Below are 17412 nucleotides of genomic sequence, written 5' to 3' on the forward strand. Positions count from 1 at the left end.
CGGATGACTTCGGGGAGTCAGCTGCAACCGCTGGTGGAGCCGCAGCCCTCGCAGACGTAGCAGCTGCCCGCGGGGCGCATCTTGGTGCCGCAGGTCATGCAGAGCGGCGCGTCGGCGGTGCGGCCCTGGTGGGACTCCAGGGAACCGGCCCGCCGCGGGGTTTCCACCGGCACCGCTTCGGCTCGGGCCTGGGGCTCCTCGATGGGGGCCGAGGTGGCGAGCTCGGCGATGACCTCGTCGGCGTGGATCGGGGCCGGGTCCTCACCACGCTGCTGGGCGGCGCGCTCGGAGGCGGAGAAGATACCGAGGGCGGCGCGGTCGTCGTAGGGCAGGTGGTCCAGGGCCAGGCGGCGGAAGATGTAGTCCATCACCGAGGCCGCCATCCGGATGTCCGGGTCGTCGGTCATGCCGGCCGGGTCGAAGCGCATGTTGACGAACTTGCCGACGTAGGTCTCCAGCGGCACCCCGTACTGCAGGCCGATGGAGATGGCCACCGAGAACGCGTCCATGACGCCCGCGAGGGTCGAGCCCTGCTTGGACATCTTCAGGAAGACCTCGCCGAGGCCGTCGTCGGGGTAGGAGGAGGCGGTCATGTAGCCCTTGGCGCCGCCCACGGTGAAGCGGGTGGTGGTGCTGGGACGCTGGTTCGGCATCCGGCGACGGGTCGGACGGCTGATCTCCACGACCTGGATCTCCGGCTCGGCGGCGACCTCCTTCGCCTCGGTCTTCCTGCCGGCGGCCGAGAGGGGCTGGCCGACCTTGCAGTTGTCGCGGTAGACCGCGAGGGCCTTCAGGCCAAGCCTCCAGCCCTCCAGGTAGACCTGCTCGATGTCCTCGATGGTGGCGGACTCGGGGAGGTTGACGGTCTTGGAGATGGCGCCGGACAGGAACGGCTGGGCCGCGGCCATCATCCGGACGTGCCCCATCGGGGCGATCGCGCGCTCGCCCATGGCGCAGTCGAACACCTCGTAGTGCTCGCGGCGCAGGCCGGGGGCGTCGACGACGTGGCCGTGCTCGGCGATGAACTCGACGATCGCCTCGATCTGCTCCTCCTGGTAGCCCAGCTGCCGGAGCGCACGCGGGATCGTCTGGTTGACGATCTGCATGGAACCGCCGCCGACGAGCTTCTTGAACTTGACCAGGGCGAGGTCGGGCTCGATGCCGGTGGTGTCGCAGTCCATCATCAGGCCGATGGTGTTGTGACTGACCATACCGTTGGCCACGTAGGTGACGTTGTCCGGGACGGACAGGTCGTAGGTCGGCTGCACGCCGCCGTCCTCGTTCGCCTCGACCCGCTCGAAGAGGTAGCCGAGCGCGTGGCCGAGCCGCTCGTCGGGAAACTCGGCGAAAACCTGCTTGGCCAGCATCCGAGCGACACCACCGCTCCTGCGAACCGACTGGAACACGGTCTCGCGCAGGGAATGTCCCTCGGGAAGGATCGTCTCCCACACCTCTCGGGACAGGAACACCTGGTCCTTCCTGGCGGACCGCTCAGGCTCCAGCTCGGTCATGAGCTTGTTCTTGCGGTCTCCCATGAACCCGATGATCTCGTCGAAGTTCAGGGCGTGGTCGACGTTGCGCAACCGCACCTGGAAGATCGGCCCGCCGAAGCCACTGACCGTTTCACGGGTCGTGGTGGCCATGCCGAGGGCGAGAAGCAGAGTCCGGATCTCACCCGCGAAGGAGCCGGAAGCCGTCGAGAGGCTCGGCACGCCCTCCAGGACGGTGCCGTCGGCCTCGAAGAGACCGCGTAGGAAGGCACCGTAGATCTCGCCGTCGTTGGTCTCAAGGATCGCCGAGGGGATCCGCGGCGTCCAGCCCTTGCCGGAGTGGTCGGTACCGGGAAGCTCTTTCGCGAAACCGGAGGCCTGCCACCAGCGCGCGAGCCGCACCGACTGGAGGACGACCTCCTGGTATCCCTCCCGCTGGGTGAGCACTGGTTCGAGGTGGAAAAGCTCCTTGGACAGGATACGAAGACGCTCGACCACATCGAGGTCGGCGTCCGCGACACAGAACCGGACACCCTTGGCATGCAGGCTGCCGTCACCCATGAAGTAGCCGACCAACTCGGCCAGCTCCGGCGACACCAGGTCGGGGACGACGATGGAGCGGTCTCCGGCGTAGTACGCCTGGTCGAGCACGGGCAGGGGAACCGCACGGTGCTCACCGACGAGGGTCTGCAGCTGCATGGGGACGAGGTCGCCCGGCTCGATGTCGGCCAGGCGCTTCCACTCCCACGCTCCGGTCGCGCTGTCGACGACCTTGACACGGTGGGTCAGCGTGCCTTGGACGCGGTAGCCGCCGTGGGTGCGGATGAGACGGGTGGGCTCCTCACCGTTGACGAAGAACTTCGTAGCCCGGCGCGGTCCCTCGTCGGTGGAGACCATCATGTCCAGGTCCTGCCAGCGATCGCCGTACACGTCAGCGATCTCGGCCAAGCGGACGAGCCCCCGGTCCGTGGTGATCAGTGTTTCACCCGTCAGGCACCCGGTGGGCGCCAGCAATGAGGCCTGCGCGTTCCTGTATCCATTTTTGTCGCCGATGCGGAGGCACTCGGCCCACTGCCTGGAGGCCTCGTGGTGGATGTCGCCGTCCATCTTCTCGAACGTGCGCAGAGCCTCGTTGGCGTCGTTGTGCTTGCGCATGACCCGCTTGTGCGCGTCGGCGTTGCGGGCGTAGCCGTCGTACGGTCCCACGACCGCGGCCAGTTCCGCGCTGCGGCGGTAGGAGGCGCCGGTCATCAGCGAGGTGATGGCTCCGGCCAGGGCGCGGCCACCCTCGGAGTCGTAGGCGTGGCCGGTGGCCATGAGCAGCGCCCCGAGGTTGGCGTAGCCGATGCCGAGCTGGCGGTAGGCGCGAGTGGTCTCGCCGATCTTCTCGGTCGGGAAGTCGGCGAAGGTGATGGAGACGTCCATCGCGGTGATGATCAGCTCAGTGATCTTCACGAAGTTCGCGATGTCGAAGGTGTCGTCGTCCCTCAGGAACTTCAGCAGGTTGATGCTCGCCAGGTTGCACGAGGAGTTGTCCAGGTGCAGGTACTCCGAGCAGGGGTTGCTGGCGGTGATGCGGCCCGTCTCGGGGCTGGTGTGCCAGTCGTTGATCGTGTCGTCGTACTGGACGCCGGGGTCGGCGCACTCCCACGCGGCCTTGCCCATCTTGCGGAACAGGCTCCTGGCGTCGACCTTCTCGATGACCTCGCCGGTGAGCCGGGCGCGCAGGCCGAACTCCTCGCCCTGCTCCACCGCGCGCATGAACTCGTCGGAGACGCGCACGGAGTTGTTGGCGTTCTGGTACTGGACGGAGACGATGTCCTTGCCGCCCAGGTCCATGTCGAACCCGGCGTCACGGAGGGCGCGGATCTTGTCCTCCTCACGCGCCTTGGTCTCGACGAACTCCTCGATGTCGGGGTGGTCGACGTCGAGGACCACCATCTTGGCGGCGCGACGGGTGGCACCGCCGGACTTGATGGTGCCCGCGGAGGCGTCCGCTCCGCGCATGAAGGAGACCGGGCCGCTGGCGGTGCCGCCGCTGGAGAGAAGCTCCTTGGAGGAGCGGATCCTGGAGAGGTTGACGCCGGAACCGGAACCGCCCTTGAAGATCACACCCTCTTCCTTGTACCAGTCGAGGATCGACTCCATCTGGTCGTCGACGGCCAGGATGAAGCAGGCGCTGACCTGCTGCGGCGACGCCGTGCCGACGTTGAACCAGACGGGGGAGTTGAAGCTGAAGACCTGGTTGACCAGAGCGTGCTTGAGCTCGTGGTCGAAGATCTCCACGTCCTCCTCGCCGGCGAAGTAGCCGTGCTCGACCGCCGTACGGGTGTAGACGCCCACCACGCGGTCGATCAGCTGCTTGAGGCTCCACTCCCGCTGCGGGGTGCCGACCGCGCCGCGGAAGTACTTGGTGGTCACGATGTTGGCGGCGTTGACCGACCACGACTGGGGGAACTCGACGCCGCGCTGCTCGAAGTTGACCGAGCCGTCACGCCAGTTGGTCATGACGACGTCACGGCGCTCCCAGGACAGCTCGTCATAGGGGTGCACGCCCGGGGTGGTGAAGATGCGCTTCATCCTCAGGCCCTTGCGCGGCCGCTTGCTCCCACGTGCCACCGCGCCGGCGGTCTCCGTCATGACTTCCCCCTCCTGGGGCTCCGCGAGCCCTCATATCGGACCACACCAACACGCCGCTCACCCCCGGCGCCCAGGGTCTTTCTCAGTCTTGCCCGCTGGAGCGCCCCGCCCGGAGCTGCTCGATCTCCGCCTCGAAGTCGGCCAGGGTCTCGAACCCCCGGTAGACGGAGGCGAACCGCAGGTACGCCACCTCGTCCAGTTCGCGGAGTGGCCCCAGAATCGCCAGCCCGACCTCGTGGGCCGCGATCTCGGCGCATCCGGTGGCCCGGATGCTCTCCTCGACCCGCTGGCCCAACTGCGCCAGGGAGTCCTCGCCGACGGGCCGCCCCTGGCAGGCCCGCCGGACCCCGGCGATCACCTTGTCCCTGAAGAACGGCTCCGTCACGCCACTGCGCTTGCTCACCATGAGCAGGACCGTCTCCTGCGTGGTGAACCTGCGCCCGCACTCCGGGCACGTGCGCCTGCGGCGGATGGCACCGCCGTCCTCGGTGGCTCTGCTGTCGATGACTCGCGTGTCCGGATGACGACAGAACGGACAGTGCACGCGCGTCGCCTCCTTGAGCTGCGAGGGCGGCTCACCCACCTCACCTGCCCCATAGGCGCGTATGTCGAGACGCTCGCGCACGCCCCTCGAATGGTCGAGATGCGGTAATGGAAACACAATCTGTGGTGAAGTGTTGTAGTGCAGCCACTAGATGTTGTGGTCTAACGGTAGAAGTGCGCGACCATGAACGCAAGTTGAAAGGCCCTCGCCACACGAAGTCGCTGATCAGCCGTCACGTCTCGGCGTGTCGCCTCTCGGGCAACGCCCTCCCACCTCACGCACCCCTTCCCGCACCTGCGCCCCAGACGATATGCCAGGCAGGACCCTCATCGGACCCTCATCGGACCCTCGCGCGGCTCGCCCACGCCTTCCTCGAACCCCGCCGGCCGATCCCACGCGCCCCACGGAATGCGCCCCTTCTCAGCGAATGAGGCCATCGGGGAGATAGAGCCGGGTTCCGGGCCGGACCTTGGAGTCGGCCAGCCCGTTGAGGTCCATGATGCGACGGACCTCCCGACCGGCGTCGCCCTCCCGCGTCAACGCGTCCGCGATCTCCCACAGCGTGTCACCCGCGTGCACCGTGATCCGGGGCAGGCCCTCGTGACCCGTCCGCTCGCCCGCCAGGGCCGTGTCGATGCGCCCGCCGGCCCAGAGCATCCCCAGGGTGAACAGCACGAGCGCCGTCACCGCCACGATCCTCCCACGCCGGGTGAGCCGGAGTGGCCGCCCGGCCGTCCGGGGCCGGGCGGCACCCGGGCGGCGGACGCCGGCACGAACCGCTCCCGCCCCGGGCACCCGCCTCGGCGCCCCATGCCCAAGCCCCCGCCGAGGCTCCCGCCCGCGCCTCGCTCCACGCCCGAGTCTCGGCCTCGGCTCCCCCCCGGCCTCCGGCTCCCGGGGCGGCCCGGCCGCCCGCTCGCGCCCGGGCCGCCCCGGCACCCTTCCGCCTTCCGGACCCCGCCCCGCCCCGGACCCCCTGCCGGATTCCGGCGCGGGAGCGGGCTCCGATCTCGGTGGCGGCACAAGGCGCAGCAGCGGTGCCCCCGGCGATCGCCGCGCGGTCCGGGATCTCGGCACGGCCATGGATCGTGGTGTCGTCGCGGTCGGTTTCACGGTGGCCCCCATCCCCTCGACCTGGCCGAACACATGTCGAAGAAAGATCGGTGAATCGAACACGATGTCGATCGAACTCCCGTACGATGTTGTACACCACGGCGTCGCCGATATCGAGGACATTCGAACAATTGTTTGAATATGATCTTCGGTCGTTGTATGGTCGCTGTGTGCGACACATCAGATACAGACCGGGAGGCGAGGAGTTCGTATGAGCCAGCACAACGAGAACGGTTCGGCCGCCAGCGACCTGGCGGTGCGAAGGCGTGACTCCCTTGGCCTCACCCCCAGGCAGCGGAAGATCCTTGAGGTGATCCGCGACTCCGTGCAGCAGCGCGGTTACCCGCCGTCCATGCGGGAGATCGGTGAGGCGGTGCAGCTCACCAGCACCTCCAGCGTGTCGCACCAGTTGACGGCTTTGCAGCGCAAGGGCTACCTGCGGCGTGACCCGCACCGCCCCCGTGCTCTGGAGGTGCGCCTTCCCGGCGAGCCCGTGCTGTGGGTGGATCCCGACTCCGGCGAGGACGAGACCCCGGTCAGCCGCCCGACCGCCGCCTACGTGCCACTCGTCGGCCGGATCGCCGCCGGCGGCCCGATCCTCGCCGAGGAGAGCATCGAGGATGTCTTCGCCCTGCCCAAGCAGCTCGTCGGCGAGGGCACGCTCTTCCTCCTCCAGGTGACCGGAGACTCAATGATCGAGGCCGCCATCGCCAACGGCGACTGGGTGGTCGTACGCCAGCAGCCGGTGGCCGACAACGGTGACGTGGTCGCGGCGATGATCGACGGTGAGGCCACGGTCAAGACCTTCAAGCGCAGGGACGGCCACGTCTGGCTGGTCCCGCACAACCCCAACTACGACCCGATCCCAGGTGACGAGGCCACCGTGCTCGGCAAGGTCGTGGCGGTCCTCCGCAAGCTCTGAAGCACGCGCGCCTTCAACACTCCGGGCGACCGGCACCCCGACGTCGGGGTGCCGGTCGCCCGGAGTGTTTTCGGATGACGGTACGACGAGCGGCGGGCAGTGCCCGAGCCGGATGAGCCGAACATCGGTCGGCCCATGAACGTTCGGGGGCGCACGCTGGACGCGCGCCCCTCTCGAACCGTCTACGGGACGATGTTGACCAGCTTGGGCGCGCGCACGATGACCTTACGCGGCGCGCCACCGGGCAGGAACGCCTGGACCTTCTCCGACGCCAGCGCCAGCGCCTTCAGGTCCGCCTCGGAGATCTCCGGAGAGACCTCCAGCCGGTCGCGCACCTTGCCCGCGACCTGGACGACGCAGGTGACGGAGTCCTGGACGAGCAGCGCCGGGTCCGCCGCCGGCCAGCCCGCGACCGCGACCGAGCCGCTGTGTCCCAGCCGCTCCCAGCCCTCCTCGGCCGCGTACGGCGCGACCAGGGAGAGCATGACCGCCAGCGTCTCCGCGGCCTCCCTGACCGCGGGGTCGGCGGCACCGGGCCCGGAGTCGATGGCCTTGCGGGTCGCGCTCGTCAGCTCCATCATCCGGGCCACCGCGACGTTGAAGCGGTGGGAGTCGACCAGCCTGGTGACCTCGTCGATCGTGTGGTGCACGACCTTGCGCAGGTTCAGGTCTCCACCTGCGAAGTCGACGCCGGGAGCGGAGGCCGCCCCCGCCTCGACCATCACACGGAACGCCCGGGCCAGGAACTTCTGGGACGCGGCCGGCGAGACGTCGGCCCAGTCGATGTCGTCCTCGGGCGGGCCGGCGAAGACGACGGTCAGCCTGACCGCGTCGACACCGTAGGCGTCGATCTGCGCGCCCAGGTCGACGCCGTTGCCCAGCGACTTGGACATCGCCTTGCCCTGGTTGATGACCTGCCCCTGATTCAGCAGGCGGGTGAAGGGCTCGACGAAGTCGACCATGCCCATGTCGTGCAGGACCTTGGTGAAGAACCTGGCGTACAGCAGGTGCAGCACGGCGTGCTCGACGCCGCCGATGTACTGGTCGATCGGGCCCCACCTGCGGACGCGCTCGACGTCGAACGGGCCGTCCTCGTAGGCCGGGTCGACGTAACGCAGGAAGTACCACGAGGAGTCGACGAAGGTGTCCATCGTGTCGGTGTCGCGCCTGGCCGGGCCGCCGCACTTGGGACAGGAGACGTTGACCCAGTCCTCGGCCGAGGCCAGCGGGGAGACGCCCTTGGGTGCCAGGGCCTCGCCGCGCAGGTCGGGCAGGGTGACGGGCAGCTGGTCGTCGGGGACGGGGACCTCGCCGCAGTCGGCGCAGTGGATGATCGGGATCGGGCAGCCCCAGAAGCGCTGGCGGGACAGCAGCCAGTCGCGCAGCCGGAAGTTGACCGTGAAGCGGCCGGTGCCCCGCTCGCTCAGCACCTCGATGATCTTCCGGATCGCGTCGGCCTTGGTCAGGCCGTCCAGCGGGCCGGAGTTGACCATCGCACCGTCCCCGGCGGTGGCGATGCCGGTCTCACCGGGGTCGGCCAGGCCGGTGTGCACGACGACCCGTACCGGCAGGTCGAAGGCACGGGCGAAGTCCAGGTCACGCTGGTCGTGCGCGGGCACGGCCATGATCGCGCCATGACCGTAGTCGGACAGCACGTAGTCGGCCGCCCAGACCGGCATGCGCTCACCGTTGACCGGGTTGATCGCGTACCTGCCCAGGAAGACGCCGGTCTTCTCCTTCTCGGTGGACAGCCGGTCGATGTCGGACAGCTTGGACACCTCGACCCGGTAGGCCTCGAACGCCTCGCGCCGGTCGTCGGCGACGATCTCCTCGGCCAGCGGCGCGTCCGGGGCGACCACGAAGAAGGTGGCACCGTACAGGGTGTCGGGACGGGTGGTGTAGACGGTGACCGGCTCGTCACGGCCCTCGATCACGAAGTTGACGTCGGCGCCCTCGGATCGGCCGATCCAGTTGCGCTGCATGGTCAGCACGCGCTCGGACCAGCCGCCCTCCAGCAGGGCCATGTCGTCCAGCAGCCGGTCGGCGTAATCAGTGATCTTGAAATACCACTGGGTCAGCTCGCGGCGGACGACCTCGGCGCCACAGCGCTCGCACCTGCCGTCCTTGACCTGCTCGTTGGCCAGCACGGTCTGGTCGTTCGGGCACCAGTTGACCAGGCCGCCCTTGCGGTAGGCCAGGTCGCGCTCGAAGAAGCGGTTGAACAGCCACTGGGTCCATTTGTAGTACGAGGTGTCGCTGGTGTGCAGGCGGCGGGACCAGTCGAAGGAGATCGCGTAACGCCTGTAGGAGTTGGCCTGGGTCTCGATGTTGGCGTAGGTCCACTCCGCCGGGTGCGCGTTGTGCTTGATCGCGGCGTTCTCGGCGGGCAGGCCGAAGGAGTCCCAGCCGACGGGGTGCAGCACGTTGTAGCCGCGCTGGACCCAGTAGCGGGCGATGACGTCGCCCAGGGCGAACACCTCGGCGTGCCCCATGTGCAGGTCGCCCGAGGGGTAGGAGAACATGTCGAGCATGTAGCGCCGCTCACGCGGGTCGGCGGGGTCGTCGGAGGCCCGGAAGGGGTCCAGTTCCTCCCACCTGCGCTGCCACTTGACCTGCAGGGCCTGCGGGTCATAGTGCTGCTCGTCGCTCTGCATGTCGGCTCGCTCGCTCACGTCGATTTTCCCTCGGGTATGTCTGCGTGGATGGTCTGACCCGCCTGGCCCAATGCAAAAACCCCCCGCTCACGCGGAGGGTGGCCGCATCGGCAGGGCGCTCAGGGGCGGGGAGGCCGATGCGGCCCGGTAAGCAGGCTCGCGGCACGCATAGAGCAAGACTATCGCAGCCCGCAAGGCATATTCGTGGCCTGGGGAAACAGCCCCGATCGCGGCAAACAGGAGACAGCCGTCCGAGCGGGTCGGCAGAATGAGGATTTCCGCACTCGCCGGAGCGAACGAGACCCGATGGCTATGCACCTGTTGTGACCTCGTACGTCCTTCGCGTTTACTCTTTTCACCGTGGCACATTCAGTAGAGCCGGGGCGGGGCCCGGATCCGTTGGAGGTCGGCCTGCCCATGCAGGACCCACCGACCGACCCAACCGGACTCCAGTTCAGAGGGGCGTTCTCCAGTTTCCCTGCGAGCCCCCCCGTCTCACGTGAGATCATGCCCAATACGCCTAATTCGGGCACCCACGCGGGAGGTAAGGAAAGCATGGCCTCGGAGCAGTCCAGCCAGTCCCACCTGCCTCCGGCATGGCCGGAGGCTGCCGAACCGTCACCCTCGTGGACGAACGACCCTCTTGGCACCGGCCCCCGGCTCCCCAGCCCGCAGGAGGAGCCGCAGAGCGGCAACGGCTCCTGGCAGACCTCGCCCGGTGGGGGGCAGCACATCTCCGGCCCGCAGGCCGGTTCGCCCGGCCAGACCTCCCCGGGCGGCGGCTGGGCACAGGCGTCGACCCCGCAGCACGACAGCTGGGCACAGGCCGTGGCACCCCAGAACGACGGCTGGGCGCAGGCACCGGCCCCGCAGCACGACGGCTGGGCACAGGCCATGGCTCCGCAGCACGACAGCTGGGCACAGACCTCCGACCCGCAGCACGACAACTGGGCACAGGCGTCCACCCCACAGCACGACAGCTGGGCACAGACCTCCCCCGGCGATGGCTGGGCACAGGCCTCGAGCCCGCAGAACGACAGCTGGGGGCAGGCTTTCAGCCCGCGGAACGACAACTGGGCACAGGCGTCCAGCCCGCAGGGCGGCGCCGACGACCCGCACCAGACCTCCCCCGGCAACGGGTGGCCGCAGCCCACCCCGTCACAGGGCGGCGGCTGGTCAGGCGGCGCCGGCGACCACAATCCGTCCTCCCCCGGCAACGGGTGGCCACAATCCATCCCCACTCCCCAGTCGGACCCTTGGGGCCAGACCTCCCCGGGCGGCAACGGCTGGGCGCAGGCATCCACCCCGCAAAGCGACGGCCGGACGCATCCGGCAGGCCCACAGGGGGATGCGCGCGGGCAGCAGACTCCCGGCGGGGGTGAGGCGTGGCAGGCCGCACCGCCGCGCGACGCCTCCGGCCGCCCTCCGGCTCAGCCGGTGGAGAACAGCGTGTGGCCGCCCACTCCTCCGGCGTCCGGCGCCACCTGGCCGCCCGCTCCCCCCATGGGAAACCAGGGTTTCGCCGAGGCACAGACGTCGACGTTCTCCTCCTCCTGGGCCGATCCTCCCGCCGAGGGCCCCGCCGCTCACTTCGGCGACGCCTCCGCGGACGCCGTCCCCTCTGACGGGGGCGGTGGAAACGGCGCCGGAAACGCGCGGCGCAGCTACGGCGTGCCGGACAACCCCGCCATGTGGGCCATGGCCGCGGCGAACGCGGCGGCGGCCTCCCAGGCCCCCTCGCCCCAGGGAACTCCCGTTCACCCCGGAGCCGGCCCCCAACCGCCGCAGCCCCAGCCGGGACAGCCCGCGTATCCGGGGCAACCCGGCCATCACCTGAGCCGCGACCCCTCCGACCCGAACAGGCCGTTCGTCACCGCCGGCCAGATCAGCGGTCCGAAGACCCCTCCGCCCGAGCGCCAGCAGGAGCTGTGGAACACGGTCTTCGGCGACAACTACCAGGCCATCGAGGACGAGGACGAGTTTGAGGAGCGGGGTCGGCCCGTCTGGATCTTCGCGCTGGCCGGATCTGTGATCATCGCGCTGGTCGGCGCGGTGCTCTGGGCGTTCCTGGCCGGGCCGCTGGCCTCCGCCGAGGAGGAGATCGCCGAACCCAAGTCCTCGGCGGCTCCCCAGAAGACCACCAAGCCCTCCGCCATCGGCCGCCTGCCGCGATTCACCGGCGATCCCTCGCCGGTGGCCGGTACGCTCACCGACCAGCCGGCGGGGATCACCCTGGCCCAGCTCGGTGCCCCGTGGCGGCAGGACCAGCGCCCCAGCGTGCCCACCACCTACGGCTTCACAACCCGCCAGTACCTCCCCGCCGGTACGGACTCCACGGGCAAAACCCAGTACGCGCAGCTGATGTCGGGCCCGCTCTCGCCTCGTTTGAAGAGCAAGTACACCTCGCCGGAGAACCTCGCCCCGGTGATCAACGCAGTGGCCTCCACCGGTCGCAAGCGGTTCTTCCCCGAGGACAACACCGCCCGCAAGACCGCCCAGCAGACCCTGTCCGTGAACGGTCTGCCCGGCCAGCTCGCCGCGTACGAGATCACCTCGGGCGGTTCGAAGACGACCATGGTCGTGGCGGCCGTGAGCACCGGCGCCGACCTGCCGGCGATCGTCTACATGTCGGTGCCGGACAGCAGGAAGGAACTGCTCCCCGACATCAACACGGTCTTCAAGTCGATCCGCGTGCCGGGGCGGTGACCTCTCAACGGGCGCACTCCATGCTCTGACCTGGCTGGAGTCGCCCGGGCCCGCGGTCCTGCCGGCGGTCTCGTTTCGCCCATCACCACCGGCAGGGTGCGGCAGGACCTCAGAAGTCGCAGTCGAGGTGCTTGATCCCGTTGATGAAGCTGGATCGCAGGCGGTCGGGCTCACCGGCCGAGCGGATCGCGGGCAGGCGGGTGAACAGCTCGCGGAACATCACCGTGATCTCGCGGCGGGCCAGGTGGGCACCGAGGCAGAAGTGCGGCCCGGGTCCGCCGAAGCCGACGTGCGGGCCCTCGGTGCGCAGGATGTCGAAGCGGTGCGGGTCGGTGAAGACGCTCTCGTCGCGGTTGGCCGCCCAGTAGTAGAGCAGCACCTTCTCGCCCTCGCGGTAGAGGTGGCCGTTCATCTCGTGGTCGCGGGTGAGGCTGCGGCGCATCCAGGCGACGGGCGAGGCGAGGCGGACGATCTCCTCGACCGCGCCGGGCAGGCGCCCGTCGAGGTCCTCGACCAGCAGGGCCCGCTGGTCGGGGTTCTCGGTGAACAGATGCAGGCCGTGCGAGATGGCGTTGCGGGTGGTCTCGTTGCCCGCCACCACCAGCAGGATGAAGAACGACCCGAGCTCCTGCATCGTCAGCTTCTCACCGTCGATGTTGGCACTGGTCAGGGAGGTGGTGAGGTTGTCTCCGCCCTCGGCGGCCAGGGAGACGACAAGGTCCTGGAGGCGCTGCCCCGCGCCGAGGAGCAGCTCGGCCGCACGGTTGAGGTCGGTGATGAACTCGGGGTCGCCGCCCGACAGGATGATGCTCGTGGCGTCGAAGACCTCCTGGTAGTGCTCGGGGCCGATCCCCATCAGGTCACAGATGATCTTCAGGGGCAGCTTGGCGGCCACCTCGGTCACGAAGTCGCAGCCGGGCCCGGCGGCGATCAGCTCGTCCACGATCCGCGCGGCGGTCGCCTCGACGTCGGCCTCGAACTGCTTGATCATCTTCGGTGTGAACGCCCGGGCGACGATCCGGCGGAGCCTCGCGTGCCGGGGATCGTCCATATTGATCATCGAGCCGAAGTACTCGCCGAAGTCGGGGCCGAGGTCCTGGATGGACGTCGCGCCCCGGCCCGAGGAGAAGATCTCGGGGTGGCGGCTGGCCTCGGTGATGTCCGCGTGCCGGACCAGGGCGTAGTAACCGGGGCCGGGGGGCGCGAAGTGGATCACCGGCTCGGCGAACAGGATCGGGCCCGGCTGCGCACGGAGCACCGCGAAGGCGGCCTCTCGTTCGGCCATCGGACGTTCCCAGAAAGCGATGTCCGACAGGTCGATGTCCGCGAGTGAAACCGTCACGCCAGCCTCCACTAGAACCCTATTCGGTTTTACCGATCCTGCCACAGGATCCTCAGCGCAACCAGTCGAGAACGATGTCGTTGACTTCCCTGGGCCGTTCCAGATGCAGGAAGTGCCCTGCCCGGAGAACATGCTCCACCCTGGAGCCCTGCGGAAGGAAGGCCGCGGCCTGATCGACCTGCCCTATCCCCAGGCAGCCGTCACGGACCCCGTGCAGGTAGAGGATCGGAACCTGCCCGCCGGTCGCGGACTGCTCGGCGGTGTAGCGGCCGGTGGGTGCCACCGTGCCGAGCATCGCCCGGTAGTAGCCGATCGCGGCGGCCAGATTCTCCGGGGAGCCCAGGGCACGCCGTACGAACGTGATGTCCTCGGCCGCGTCGTAGCCCGGCGACCAGTCGCGCCACAGCCCCTCGATGAACCCGTCCCGCGACAGGGCGGCCTCGGCGAGCCCGGTCTGGAAGAGGAAGATGTAGAACGACCGCTTGAGCTGCTCGTAGTCGAGGAAGGCAGCCAGCATCGCGCCCATCGGGGGCACCGCCATCGCGACCGCCCTGCGCCAGCGCTCCGGGGCGAAGGCGGTGGCGCCGTAGACGGGGAAGGCGCCCCAGTCGTGGCCGATGAGCACGGCGTCGGCGTCGCCGCCGAGCGCCTCGTGCAGCGCGCAGGCGTCGGCGACCAGCGCCCCGCCCTCGTAGGCGCCGTCGGCGGGAATCGAGGTGGGCGCGTAGCCGCGCATGAACGGCGCGACCGCGCGGTAGCCACGCCCGGCGAGCTCGGGTAGCAGGTGCCGCCAGGTGTGCGCGGTGTCGGGGAACCCGTGCAGGCAGAGTGCGAGCGGCCCCTCCCCCGCCGACAGGTACGCGAACTCGACGCCATTGGCGGTGACGGTGCTGATGTCCATGGGGCGGAACCTAGCATTCGCTTGGCCGACGCGGCGGTGATCGCCCCAGCCCCCGCCCGGCCCTCGCCCGGCGCCGGCGGTCAGGTCGTGTACGGCAGGTGCTTGACCCCGTTGATGAAGTTGGAGAGCAGATAGGAGGGCTCACCGGCCGAACGGATCTCGGGCAGGCGGGTGAACAGCTCGCGGAACATCACCGTGACCTCGCGGCGGGCCAGGTGGGCGCCCAGGCAGTAGTGGGGACCGGGACCGCCGAAGCCCACGTGCGGGTTGGGGTGACGGGTGACGTCGAAGGCGTCGGGATCGGTGAAGACGCTCTCGTCGCGGTTGGCGGAGTTGTAGAAGAGCAGGACCTTGTCACCCTTGCGGTACTGCTGCCCGTTCATCTCGTGGTCGCGAGTGACCGTACGGCGGAACTGGATGACCGGGGTGGAGTAACGGATGATCTCCTCCACCGCGCCGGGAAGGTGCTTTTCGAAGTCACCGACGAGCAGTTCGCGCTGCTCGGGATTGTCGGTGAGCAGCTTGAGGCCGTGCGAGATGGCGTTGCGGGTGGTCTCGCTTCCGGCAACCACCAGCAGGATGAAGAACGAGCCGAGCTCCTGCGAGGTGAGGTGCTCATCGCCGTTGACCAGCATGCTGGTCAGGTCGCCCGTGGAGGCGCCCCGGCGCTCGCGGCCGAGCCTGGCCGCCAGCCTGCTCAGCTCGCGCCCGGCGGCCAGTAGCTTGACCAGGCCCCGGGCCACGTTCCAGCGGTTCAGCTCGGGATCGATCCCGGTGTACTCGGAGTCGGCGTTGCCCAGGATGATGTTGGTCGCGCGCAGGACCCGGTGATGGAACTCCGGAGGGATGCCCATCATGTCGCAGATGACCTCGACGGGCAGCCGGGCGGCCACCTGGGTGACGAAGTCACCCGGCCCCTCGGCGATCGCCTCGTCCACGATCCGGGTCGCCGCCCGCTGCAGGTCCTCCTCCATCTTCGCCAGGACCCTGGGGGTGAAGGCCCTGGAGACGATGCGGCGGAGTCTGGCGTGCCGGGGGTCGTCCATGTTGATCATCGAGCCGAAGTACACCGCCAGCCAGCGGGGCATGTCGGCGATGCTGTTGGCGGTCGGCTCGCTGCTGAACACCCCGGCGTTCCTGCTGGCCTCGGAGACGTCGGCGTGCCGCACCAGAGCGTAGTAACCGGCCCCGTGCCCGATGAAGGGGATCTTGTTCTCCTTCGTGAACACCGGCCGGTCCAGCGCGCGAAGACGCCGGAATGCCTCCATGCGCTCCCGCTGGGGAAGCCCCCAGAACGGCATCTCCGATAGGTCGATATCCGCCATGTTCACGGTCATTGCCCTAGATTCATGCAAGTACTTACTTACGTCAAGTGTGAGCCATAGCACACTTTGTCTGCTTATAGTCGGCACCCTTAGCGGTCTGCGGCGATGAGGTCGGCGGCCCTCTCAGCGATCATGACGGTGGGCGCGTGGGTATGCCCCCGGTTGATGACCGGCATGACAGAGGCGTCGACCACCCGCAGACCCACGACCCCGCGGACCCTCAGGGCGGGGTCCACCACCGACTCGGGATCCTCACCCATCCGGCAGGTGCCGACCGGGTGGTAGAGGGTCTCGCTGCGCTCGCGGATCCAGCGGACGAGCTCCTCGGTGCTCCTCGCCCCCCAGTACGGGTCCATCGGGGGCCCCGCGAGCGGCCGGAGCGCCTCGGTGGCGAACAGTTCCCCGGCCTTCCGCAGCCCGGCCACCTGCCGCCGGACGTCGGCCTCCGCCGTCAGGTAGCCGGGATCGATCACGATGTCGCGGCCGTCCAGCGAGACGCGGCCGCGGCTGTCGGGCTGGAGCAGGATCGAGGCGATGGTCAGGCCGTGGCCGGGCGGCGGGGTGAGGCCGTGGTTGACGAAGGGGCCCGGAGCGAAGATCAGCTCGATGTCGGGAGCGTGCTCCTCGGGAGAGGTGCGAATGAACGCCACGGCCTCACCGACGTTGGAGGTGAGCATGCCCCGGCGACCGACCAGGAAGCGGAGCAGGTTGCCCGCCGACTCGGCGCCGGCGAGCGTGATCGGCTCGGGGCAGTGCAGGACGACACCCGAGGCCAGGTGGTCCTGGAGGTTGGCACCGATCTCGGGAAGTTCGTGGACCAGCTCGACGCCGGCGGCCCGCAGCTCGTCGGCCGGGCCGAGGCCCGACAGCATCAGCAGGTGCGGGGAGCCGATCGCCCCCGCCGACAGCACGACCTCCCTGCGCGCCCGCACCACGGTGCCTCCGTCACCACCACCGTCACCACCGCCGCACTCCACGCCGGTCGCACGCCCGCCCTCGATGAGCACCCGGCTCACCTGCGAGGAGGTCAGCACCGTGAGGTTGGGCCGCTTGGCCGCGGGTCCGAGATAGGCGTCGGCGGAGCTCCAGCGGCGTCCCCGGTGCTGGGTGACGGGCGTCGGCGAGCAGCCCTCGTTGGAGGGGCCGTTGAGCTCCTCCAGGCGGGCGATGCCCAACTCCTCGCAGGCCCGCAGGAAGAGCGCGGTGGCGCGGTTCGGGGAGCGCAGCTCCGAGATGTGGATCGGACCCTCCGTGCCGTACACACCGCCGCGGTTGGAGCCGGCCCGGCGCTCGATCCGGCGGAAATAGGGCAGGACCTCGTCGTAGGACCAGCCGGGCACGCCCCAGCCGTCGTAGTCCGCGCGGTGCCCGCGCACCCACATCTGGGCGTTCATCGAGGAGGAACCGCCGAGCATCCGGCCGCGCGGCCAGTAGAGCTCCCGGCCGGAGAGCTCGGGCTGCTTGGCGGTGGTGAAGTTCCAGTCGTGTTCGGTCTTGAACAGCTTGGCGAAGCCGGCCGGCATCCGGACCTCGAGCCTCCGGTCGGAACCACCCGCCTCGATGAGGACGACCCTCGTGCCCGGGTCCGCGGAGAGACGGTTGGCCAGCACGCACCCCGCCGACCCCGCGCCCACGATGACGTAGTCGTACTCCACGCTCACTGACCCCTCCTCGCACAGACGGTCAGCTCGCCTCCCCGTAAGCGGGCTCTTATCTGCTTACTCCCCCACGGTTTGCCCGTCAATTTGTAACCAAAGTTACCTATCAGTAGGTAA

General features: G+C 69.2%; 10 protein-coding genes. 2 read left to right on the top strand and 8 right to left on the bottom strand.

Features of this window, described 5'->3' with window-relative positions:
* Positions 1 to 17 precede the first annotated feature (17 nt).
* The 3 genes from ACQP0P_RS34815 to ACQP0P_RS34825 all read right to left on the bottom strand — a co-directional run bounded on the left by ACQP0P_RS34815 (position 18) and on the right by ACQP0P_RS34825 (position 5361).
* A complete protein-coding gene (locus tag ACQP0P_RS34815; RefSeq protein WP_433363298.1) occupies positions 18 to 4130 on the bottom strand; it encodes a vitamin B12-dependent ribonucleotide reductase in 4113 nt (1370 codons plus the stop codon).
* Between the two features lie 82 nt (positions 4131 to 4212).
* Positions 4213 to 4674: a transcriptional regulator NrdR gene (gene nrdR, locus ACQP0P_RS34820; RefSeq protein ID WP_350925962.1), complete on the bottom strand. Its 462-nt coding sequence runs from the start codon at positions 4672 to 4674 to the stop codon at positions 4213 to 4215.
* A 420-nt stretch (positions 4675 to 5094) separates the two neighbouring features.
* Positions 5095 to 5361 (bottom strand): LysM peptidoglycan-binding domain-containing protein, encoded by a 267-nt coding sequence (locus ACQP0P_RS34825; RefSeq protein WP_433363301.1) that lies wholly within the window; start codon positions 5359 to 5361, stop codon positions 5095 to 5097.
* Between the two features lie 637 nt (positions 5362 to 5998).
* Here ACQP0P_RS34825 and lexA point away from each other — a divergent pair.
* A complete protein-coding gene (lexA, locus tag ACQP0P_RS34830) occupies positions 5999 to 6709 on the top strand; it encodes a transcriptional repressor LexA (RefSeq protein ID WP_343972512.1) in 711 nt (236 codons plus the stop codon).
* A gap of 182 nt (positions 6710 to 6891) precedes the next feature.
* Here lexA and leuS read toward each other — a convergent pair whose 3' ends face one another.
* A complete protein-coding gene (gene leuS / locus ACQP0P_RS34835; RefSeq protein WP_433382269.1) occupies positions 6892 to 9363 on the bottom strand; it encodes a leucine--tRNA ligase in 2472 nt (823 codons plus the stop codon).
* A 555-nt stretch (positions 9364 to 9918) separates the two neighbouring features.
* Between leuS and ACQP0P_RS34840 the strand changes: the two genes are divergently transcribed.
* On the top strand, positions 9919 to 12069 hold the full coding sequence (locus tag ACQP0P_RS34840) for a hypothetical protein (protein WP_433363305.1): 2151 nt from the start codon (positions 9919 to 9921) through the stop codon (positions 12067 to 12069).
* A 109-nt stretch (positions 12070 to 12178) separates the two neighbouring features.
* On the opposite strand, the gene ACQP0P_RS34845 is transcribed toward ACQP0P_RS34840, so the two are convergent.
* The 4 genes from ACQP0P_RS34845 to ACQP0P_RS34860 form a co-directional block, all read right to left on the bottom strand.
* A complete protein-coding gene (locus ACQP0P_RS34845) occupies positions 12179 to 13411 on the bottom strand; it encodes a cytochrome P450 (protein ID WP_433363308.1) in 1233 nt (410 codons plus the stop codon).
* 52 nt (positions 13412 to 13463) lie between these two features.
* Positions 13464 to 14312: an alpha/beta fold hydrolase gene (locus tag ACQP0P_RS34850; RefSeq protein ID WP_433363311.1), complete on the bottom strand. Its 849-nt coding sequence runs from the start codon at positions 14310 to 14312 to the stop codon at positions 13464 to 13466.
* A gap of 80 nt (positions 14313 to 14392) precedes the next feature.
* The gene (locus tag ACQP0P_RS34855; protein ID WP_433363314.1) at positions 14393 to 15649 is read right to left on the bottom strand and encodes a cytochrome P450; all 1257 of its coding nucleotides are present in this window, start codon (positions 15647 to 15649) and stop codon (positions 14393 to 14395) included.
* Positions 15650 to 15726: 77 nt separating this feature from the next.
* A complete protein-coding gene (locus ACQP0P_RS34860; RefSeq protein ID WP_433363317.1) occupies positions 15727 to 17298 on the bottom strand; it encodes a GMC family oxidoreductase in 1572 nt (523 codons plus the stop codon).
* Between the last annotated feature and the right edge of the window lie 114 nt (positions 17299 to 17412).

Source organism: Streptosporangium sp. CA-115845 (genome assembly GCF_050943795.1).
Classification (GTDB): Bacteria; Actinomycetota; Actinomycetes; order Streptosporangiales; family Streptosporangiaceae; genus Streptosporangium.

Coding starts and splice junctions, on each gene's coding strand:
- ACQP0P_RS34840 (WP_433363305.1), top strand. CDS start 9,919: ATGGCCTCGGAGCAGTCCAGCCAGTCCCACCTGCCTCCGGCATGGCCG.
- lexA (WP_343972512.1), top strand. CDS start 5,999: ATGAGCCAGCACAACGAGAACGGTTCGGCCGCCAGCGACCTGGCGGTG.
- ACQP0P_RS34855 (WP_433363314.1), bottom strand. CDS start 15,649: ATGACCGTGAACATGGCGGATATCGACCTATCGGAGATGCCGTTCTGG.
- ACQP0P_RS34850 (WP_433363311.1), bottom strand. CDS start 14,312: ATGGACATCAGCACCGTCACCGCCAATGGCGTCGAGTTCGCGTACCTG.
- ACQP0P_RS34815 (WP_433363298.1), bottom strand. CDS start 4,130: ATGACGGAGACCGCCGGCGCGGTGGCACGTGGGAGCAAGCGGCCGCGC.
- leuS (WP_433382269.1), bottom strand. CDS start 9,363: ATGCAGAGCGACGAGCAGCACTATGACCCGCAGGCCCTGCAGGTCAAG.